The sequence below is a fragment of the Candidatus Thiosymbion oneisti genome (assembly GCF_900092655.1).
Lineage (GTDB): Bacteria > Pseudomonadota > Gammaproteobacteria > Chromatiales > Chromatiaceae > Thiosymbion > Thiosymbion oneisti.
Map to the genome: position 1 here is coordinate 1 of NZ_FLUY01001757.1, position 8,025 is coordinate 8,025.

Sequence of the window (8,025 nt, forward strand, 5' to 3'; positions counted from 1 at the left end):
ACCCAGGGTACCTGGTGTAACCGGGGGTGCCGGCAGGTACACTGCAAACCCGCCGCCGCTTTGGATTTGGCGACGCAATTATCCCCGGCAAAGACGTTGCGGCCAGGGGAAAGCGCCGTCGCCGCGGCGCGTGTGTGGAGCCCGATACCCAGGTTCTTGGCAAGCGCCGCGGGTATCCCCCGTCGCTGAGGTTCGATGCGGTCGCGCCGCTTTGCCGGCGCACTCCAAAGCAGTCCGGAATCCATAACGAGCCTCCTCTGTTTTGCCGACCGGTAACCTTTAGCTTAACGGCATTGGTTCCAGTCCGACTCTGCCGGATCTTTTACACACTCGGAAACTCCGGTCTGTCATCTCGACCGAAGGGAGCGATCCTCCCTTACTGCGCACACGCGCGGAGATTCCGCCGTTCCATCAATCAAGCCGATGGTGAATAGATACCTATGAACGTCTTCATCAGCTACAGCAAGCAGGATAGGGCAATCAAGGAAGACATTGAAAACGCCATCAAGGAGCTGCCGGAATACCTGTATCCCGACGTCTGGAGTGATGTCGACCTACGCGGGGGTGACCGCTGGGATAAGGAGATACGGAAGCGGCTCGGGGATGCGGAGCTCGTGGTTCTGCTGCTCAGCGACGAATTTCTTGCTACGGATTATGTGCGCAAGGTCGAATTGCCGATCATCGAAGCCGGGCTGAGCGATAACTCGAGACGCATCTATCCGATCTTGATGCGAGAGCTGCACGAGCCCCTTCCGGACTGGATGAAGGCGCTCCAGATCAGACCGAGACTGGATCAGTCACTCCACAACTTGAGCCAGCCGCAGTATCAACAGGAACGGGAGCGCATTCAGGAAGAAATCAAGGCACTCATTCGCGAGGCCATGATTCCAAACGGGCCGCCTCCCGAACCCGAGGAACCGGCGGAGTCGGTAAGGAATCATGTGGATTTCGACATCACCCTGTACCACCGTGACCGCGGATTCTACCGTGCGGAGCTCCAGATCACCTACCGTAGTGACCCTATGCGCAACCGTGCCCTGGCGTACGAGTTCCATATACCCGCCCATTTCGATACACCTAAATGCGTGTCCCCGACGGATACGGACCAGTCGGCCTTGAGTCTCGGTAAGCGACTCGGGGAAGCGCTTTTCCCGAAGAATCTGCAGACCGATTGCGATGATCGCCGAATCGAACGCTCACCTCGTCAAGAGCTTAAGGACGCGCTCGATTGCGTAACGGAGAAGAAAGCGCTGCTTCATCTGCGTATCACCGTGGCACCGAATGCTCAGGAGTTGCATCGCATTCGCTGGGAGCGGCTGGTTAATCCGCTCACAGGGAGATACTTCAGTATTAGTCCTATAGTCGCCTTTTCGCGGCATGTCCTCGGCTATGAGCAGAGCTGGCGAGAAGTACAGCTGAGGCACAAGCCCGGCCCCAAGGAACCGTTGCGGACACTCATCCTGATGCCCGAGTACTCGGACCCGGACCAAGAGCAGTGGGCCAAAGAGACGTATCGAAACGCGGCCTTATGCCTCCATCCGGCACTGATGGACGAAGAAATGCCGAGGCACAGAGAGGACGGGCTCGAACCGCTCATTGACCAATTGAAACAGGATGCCGTCGATATCCTGTACATTGTCTGTCGATGCTATTTCGGCTCCAAAGAGTCCTCGGTGCGGGCGGATTCCTCGGTCCATCTGAGGGCTGCATCCTGTCTTTTGCGCCTGGGGGGGCTGGACGACTTGACGGCGGAGATCCCGGTCGAAACGCTTGCCCGCAGGTTGGCGGAGGTCCGTACGTTGCCGCGGCTTGTCATACTCTGTAGCGCCCAATCCGCGACCGACGCGAGATCCGATACCGAGCGCGCCGCCACGGTCGCCGCGGCTATCTTGGCAAAGGCTGGCATCCCTGCCGTACTCACCGCACAGCTGCCAATGGCGGAGGATACCTGCAAGCTATTCCTGAAAACACTGTTCCAGGGTCTGCGGCAATTCTGGTCCATCGATACCGCGGTCGCCGTCGCACGCAGCAAGCTTCGAGACCAGGAGTTAGGGCAAGGCATAAGGGGACGGGAGGCGAGTTGGTGGCGGCCGGCCTTGGTCACGCGCTCGAAATCCGGACAAATCTGGTATAAGGCCCGCCTCGCCGGCGATGCCCGCAAGGTTGCGGTCGTCTGGAAGAGCCTTAAACGAAGTGCTTGTGAGGGCAAGTTGTTGCCGGTGATCGGATCTGGCCTGACCGAGGACATCGCAGGCACTCATCGCGAGATCGCCCAGGACTGGGCCTTCAGCAAGGGATTCGCCCTGGGCTATCACGAGCGTGCCGATCTGTTGCGGGTAGCACAATTCCTGAAGCTCAACTTGAGCGGCAACGACCTCCTGGAGGCCCTTGAAGATACTCTGAAAAAATGGCTGAAGAGGCGCAATAAGAATCTCCTCCCGGCCGATGCCGATCGGCTCAGGCTATCGGAGCTTTTCACGGCAATTGCAAGCAAGCTACGCGAAGAACAGGATGCACGCCATGAAGCCTGGTGCAAGGCTAACCCAGGCAAACCGAGGGCGGAGGGATGTCCCAAGGAGAATCCGTACACTATTCTCGCTCGCCTGCAGAGCCCTGTGTATGTAGTCGGCGCCCTGAACCGTGTTTTGGCCGATACCTTGGAATCTGTCGGTCGACACCCCCGAATCTTAACCACGCAACAGATCGTCCAATCGCAAAAATCGGGTACCCCCGGTCCTAAAGCACCTGTCGAAGGATCCCCAACGCTGGAGAAGCCCTGGGTATATCACCTGTTTGGGTGCCTGGATGACCTTGCTAACACGGTACTTACACAGGACGAGTATTTCGATTTCCTGATCGATTTCGCCATGCATCGGCAGAATCCCTCCCTAACATTACTCATCTCCCATTTTCTCCAGAAAGACGTGGTGTTTCTGGGCTTCAAGCACTATGACTGGAGCTTTCTCACCTTGTTGCACAGCCTGCAGAAATTGTCGGGCGAAACTCTTAGGAAAACCTACACTCAAGTTGCGGTGCAAATCGATCCCGACGACGACTTTATCATCGACCCGAACGGGACGACCGCATTTCTCCAGAGTTTCCTCGACGAAAAGGATGTGATGATCTACTGGGGTAAGCCGGAGGATTTTCTCAATGAACTCGAGATCCCCGAGGTCCACCATGCCGGATAAGGACGTGATGAACCCCTTCGTCGGACCTCATCCACTGGATCCGGAGGATCCACTCTTCGGGCGGTCCAAGGCACTTGCCGCGGTGCAGGATCTACTCATTACGGAACGGATGGTCCTGCTGTATTCGCCGTCGGCGGCGGGCAAGAGCTCTTTTATTCGCGCCGGACGGGAGCTCGAAGATCCGGAAAAAGACCATAGGGGCCTGCAGGCCAGGATGCACGAGACCGGGTTTCGTCTCCTGCCGGTGGTCCGGGTCGGTCTTGAGCCAACCATAGCGGCGGGTGGGAAAGCGGCCGGAAATCGCTATGTCTTGAGTATGCTCCAGGGGCTTGCGGATGACCGGGCCCTGGAGCCGGGGGAGGATTCACTCTCTATAAGCAAATTCCTGGAGCAGCATTGCCCGAAATTCGACAAGGCCAAGAACCCCGAGTCCCCCGACGAATCCGAGCCGACTCACCACGCCAAACCTTGCTATTGGCTCCTGGTCATCGATCAGTTCGAGGAGATCCTGATCGCCGATCCTACCGACTGGGCGGCCAAAAAGGAGTTTTTCCAGCAGTTGGGTAAGGCCATGCGGGAGCAGGATCATATCTGGTTCCTGATCGCCATGCGCGAGGAGCATGTCCCGGCGCTCGATCCTTACCTGAAATGGCTCCCTCATCGGCTGACCGCCCGTTACCGCCTCGGGCTGTTGAAATACGCATCCGCGCGCGAGGTGATCCGTCGCAATGCTGATAGGGGTAAAGCCGACACAGCGCCCATTGATGAGAAGGCCGTAAAGGCTATTCTCGCAGAGCTGACGAAGCGGGGTCTAGGGTCGGAAGTCGAAGATATGGAATCATCCATTGGCTATATGGAGCCGATGCATCTCCAAATTGTGTGTGCCCGGCTATGGGAGGAGACGCAAGGCAAGCGTGCTATTTCCATCCAAGACGTCGCGGAGGTCGGAAATCTCGAAGATGCACTCCGTGCTTATGTCGATGACGCCATTGGCAAAGCCGTCAAGGAATTGAAGCTAAACCGAGACCAGGAGTACCGGATCCGCAAATTTCTCGATTCGCAGCTGATCCAAGGGCAAACTCGGCACCCGGTATCCATGGACGAGGCCCACAAGGGGTTTGGTGGGAAAGAGGTTGGGGAGAGAGTTGCGAATCGTTTGCGGGAGCTGTATCTGCTCCAGATTCACCCGCTGCGTGAAACCCATTGGATCGAGCTTGCCCATGACCAATTAGTCCCGGCTGTATTGGCAGCGAATGAGGCCTGGTACGAGCCTTGGGAGCTGCGTGCAAAACAATGGAAGGAGAAAAACAAGCCGGATAAGCTCCTACTCAGTCGGAACGAGTTGCGTAGAACCCCGAAGCCGTCGAGCGTTTCAGATCCGGAAATTCGAGACTTTGTGAAGAAATCTCGTGAGCGCTGGCGTCGTCGGTTGCTGTTATTCGCTATCCCGGCCGCGTTAGTGACCTTCGCTCCCGTGGCCTTAGTCTACATAAACTATAATACGAAATTGATAGATGTTAACAAGGAATTAACCGATAAAAATAAGGCATTGACCGAATCCAATGAAGAGAATGAAAGAAAGGCACAATACCTCCTGGATTTGAACTCAAGGTTAATCAAGACGAAAGTCTCCCGGAAACAAGCGATTTCCCAAGCACTTCCAGGCCGTGCTCAAGAATTGCAGCAGCTTGAAGCCAATGATCGACTTGCGGCACTTCTATCGAGCCAGGCCCTGTGGTTGGAAGAAAAGCTCCGACGTAAAGAGTTTTGGGAGGTCGCCGATGATTCCGTTCGGACCTGGATAGACCGATCGTTGCGGGCCGCTGTCAATCGCCCTGTCTACCGGCGTGTTTTCGAGGGTGATAACCGGAGTTGTTCCAATGATGCCATTGCGGACGACCGAGCGCTGTTCCTCGCTTGTCCGCGCCGGAATCGGCAGATCGAGCTGTTACCCATTGGGCGACCGGACGCACAGCGCCAGGTGCTGCAGATGCCGGAAGACACAGGCATACCACGCATGTTCGCGTATGACGAGACCAAGGGCCGTTTCGCTATTGCCACCTCGACCAACCTCTTGCTGTGGAACGGAACGGACCGGGCGGGGGAACAGGCTATGGCCCCCGAGACGGACGTCCGTTTTGAGAGAATCTCGGTATTCGGGTTCTCCCGTAACGGTGCTTACCTGGTAGCCGCCACGGAGACAGGCAAGATACGGATCTGTGATCTGGTTCAATCCCATTGCGGCTCCGAGGACTGGAGCACAGTGGAGCCACTGGCGTTGAATGGTCAGCCGGTTGCCATCGCGTTTCCGCCCGACCGGGATGAAGACGCAGCGACCGGCTTGCACTTCGCCGTGGCGCTCGATAAGGGGGAATTCATCGAAATATGCATGGACGGTGACAAAGGGCCGTCCGTTGCAGAATACAAAGGAGATTCCTCTGTTAGGAATTTGGCGTTCAACGCAATTGCATACAGCTCGACAGGCAATCGGATCGTCGCGGCAGGTTCCTTCTTAAAGAAGAAGGAAGAACGCAGGGGTATCGTCAACCTATGGAGGCGCAGCCGGGATGGCAAGACCTGGATCCCCAAGAAGCCCTTCAGCTTGGGCTTACGGGGAAAGGATGACCACACCCAGATCTGGCATTCGGTTGCCCTGGATGATCGGGCCCCGGGGCGTGCCAGATGGCCGGGCGAGATGGGAGTCGATGCGAGCAAACGCAGCGCCTTGCTGGTCACCGGAGGCGAAAAGGGGGACCTGGGTATTTGGCAACTGTTCGGATCCTTCGACCGGAATGAGAAATTCCGACTGGATGAGAAACGGCTGGGAAGGTTGGACAAGACCCTAGCGCTCCACCAGGGTCACCGCAGCAGCCTACAGTCGGTGCGGATCTCGGAGGATGGATTGTCGATATTCTCCGTGGATGCCCTGGCCTCGGCGCGGCAATGGACCCTGACCGCACGGCCTTCACACGCACGGTACGAGCTGCCCCAAGTCCGCTATCCCTATGCGATGGCCTATCGTCCCGATAGTCACGATCTGGTTATCACCAGCAATCAAGATCCCCTCCGCTGGTGGCGTCTCGATACGCAAGGCTGGACAACACCCTCAATCGATTGCCCGGAGGAGTCGGACCGGGCCGCCGGGTGTGTGGAGGGCTCGCGGCCGAAGTACGATGATATGGCACTGGCCAAAAATGTGCTTTCCCTGGCATTTCGACCGGGGGGCAACCAGATGGCGGTCGGGTACCGAATTGGTACCGTGGCCTTGATCTGTCTACCCCCTGATACTCCCTGCAATATAGAGATCCCGGTATCCAAGGAATCCGAGGAATTCAAGAAGATATTCGGAGTGGCTTTCGCTCCGGATGGAAGCAGATTAGTCACGCGAGGAGACAATGGCGAGATCCACCTCTGGCATGTAGACCAGGTTCTCAAAGACAAGGAAGGCTACCGGCCGCGGATAATGCGTCCTGCCGATGGGGATAATTTCTCCATCGCTTACGGGGCCTATGTGGCGGCGGGCCGGGACGATGGTTGGATCGAGCTTTGGAATCCTGGAGCGTTCGATGCTATGGATTCGCGCCGACCGGTCGGTGAGGACGCTACGCCGAAAAGGAAACCTTTCTTCGAGTGGCCGGCACATCTTGCGTCTGTCACGGTGCTGCGGTTCCTCGGTGATACCAGGCAGTTGGTCTCGGCCTCCGAGGATGGCACTGTCCGGCTGTGGGATCTGAGCGATCTTGATAAGGATCGGCTAGAGAAGCAAAGTCTCCGGCTCATAGGACACCAGGGTCCTATCCGGGCCGTGGCGGTGTCGTCCGATCGAAAACTACTCGCGTCGGGCGGAAGCGATCGTGTCGTCCGCCTCTGGGATATCCGAGACTGGCGCGACCGCCGAGACACGCTCTCCGCTCAGGACCCCCTGACCTTGTTCGACATGGAGCGTCCGATATATTCGTTGGTCTTCTCGCCGGACGGGAAATTCGTGCTTGCTGGCGCTGAGGATCGGGTATTTGTTTGGCGCACGTCGACGGAAGCGGTAGCCGAGGAGCTGAAAACCGAATGCTTATCCAAGGGTGAACGCAAGAGAATCAAGGACTACGTCGGCGAAGGGATTGAGATCATGGACACCTGCCCTGCTCAGGAGGAAGATCGCGCTCAGGCCCCGGTGACGATTGTGCGAGAAGTTTCGGCCGCGGGAGATTGAACCCTGGGTAGTGGTAAATTTATAAGTGAAAAAGTAGAGCGATTCATTTTTTTGATCCCCTCTCCCCAACCCCTCTCCCGGTGGGAGAGGGGACATAGTAGCCAATACCGTTGGTCATGTTATCACTTATACATTAGCCACTACCGTTTTCTGGTCAACGACCACCGTATCGGCCTCATGTTCCAATATAACCGATTGATTTTTAAAGATTCACATCGGGAACAACTCTATTACCGCCGGTACTGTTCAAATCATCGCCGCCGCGGACGGTGGGACCATGGCCGATGCACTCCGGTCGGAGCTGCTCCGCTCGGAGCCGGCGGGCTAGGAGGAGGTCCAGGTGGCCCCTGGAACCCTACCCAGGTCCCTGCCGGAGGCCCATGAAAATGCCGTCCTGGTGTTTCTGCTGACCCCCGGCTTGCTTGCCGATTCCGCTGTCCGCGCGTATGCCGCCCTGGCTACGGGCTCGCGGTTTCCTATCCTCACAGTCAGCGCGACACTCCACAGCTTCGATTTCAGCACCCTCAAGGACGAGTTTCGGCTGGCTCCCCAGGCTCCGGCGTGGGAGCAGACCTGGTCCCGACGGAGGAGGGATCTGACGCTCCAGCGTCGATTAAGCGCCTCGGT

Annotated in this window: 4 protein-coding genes; 3 read left to right on the forward strand and 1 reads right to left on the reverse strand. The window is 57.4% G+C overall.

Annotated elements, in window-relative coordinates:
- Positions 1 to 245 (reverse strand): hypothetical protein (locus BQ17_RS18730; protein WP_141699370.1); only part of this gene is annotated, 245 nt, incomplete at its 3' end.
- A 195-nt stretch (positions 246 to 440) separates the two neighbouring features.
- Between BQ17_RS18730 and BQ17_RS18735 the strand changes: the two genes are divergently transcribed.
- The 3 genes from BQ17_RS18735 to BQ17_RS18745 all read left to right on the forward strand — a co-directional run.
- Entirely contained in the window at positions 441 to 3,191 is a 2,751-nt protein-coding gene (locus BQ17_RS18735; protein ID WP_089729728.1) for an SIR2 family protein, read from the forward strand.
- Entirely contained in the window at positions 3,181 to 7,398 is a 4,218-nt protein-coding gene (locus BQ17_RS18740; RefSeq protein ID WP_176722515.1) for a WD40 repeat domain-containing protein, read from the forward strand. Before BQ17_RS18735 ends, BQ17_RS18740 begins: the two co-directional genes overlap by 11 nt.
- A 340-nt stretch (positions 7,399 to 7,738) precedes the next feature.
- Positions 7,739 to 8,025: hypothetical protein (locus BQ17_RS18745; protein ID WP_141699371.1), on the forward strand; the 287-nt coding region annotated here is incomplete at its 3' end.

Bases quoted from the DNA above. Each gene is read 5' to 3' on its own strand.
- BQ17_RS18735 (WP_089729728.1), top strand. From the start codon at position 441: ATGAACGTCTTCATCAGCTACAGCAAGCAGGATAGGGCAATCAAGGAA.
- BQ17_RS18740 (WP_176722515.1), top strand. From the start codon at position 3,181: ATGCCGGATAAGGACGTGATGAACCCCTTCGTCGGACCTCATCCACTG.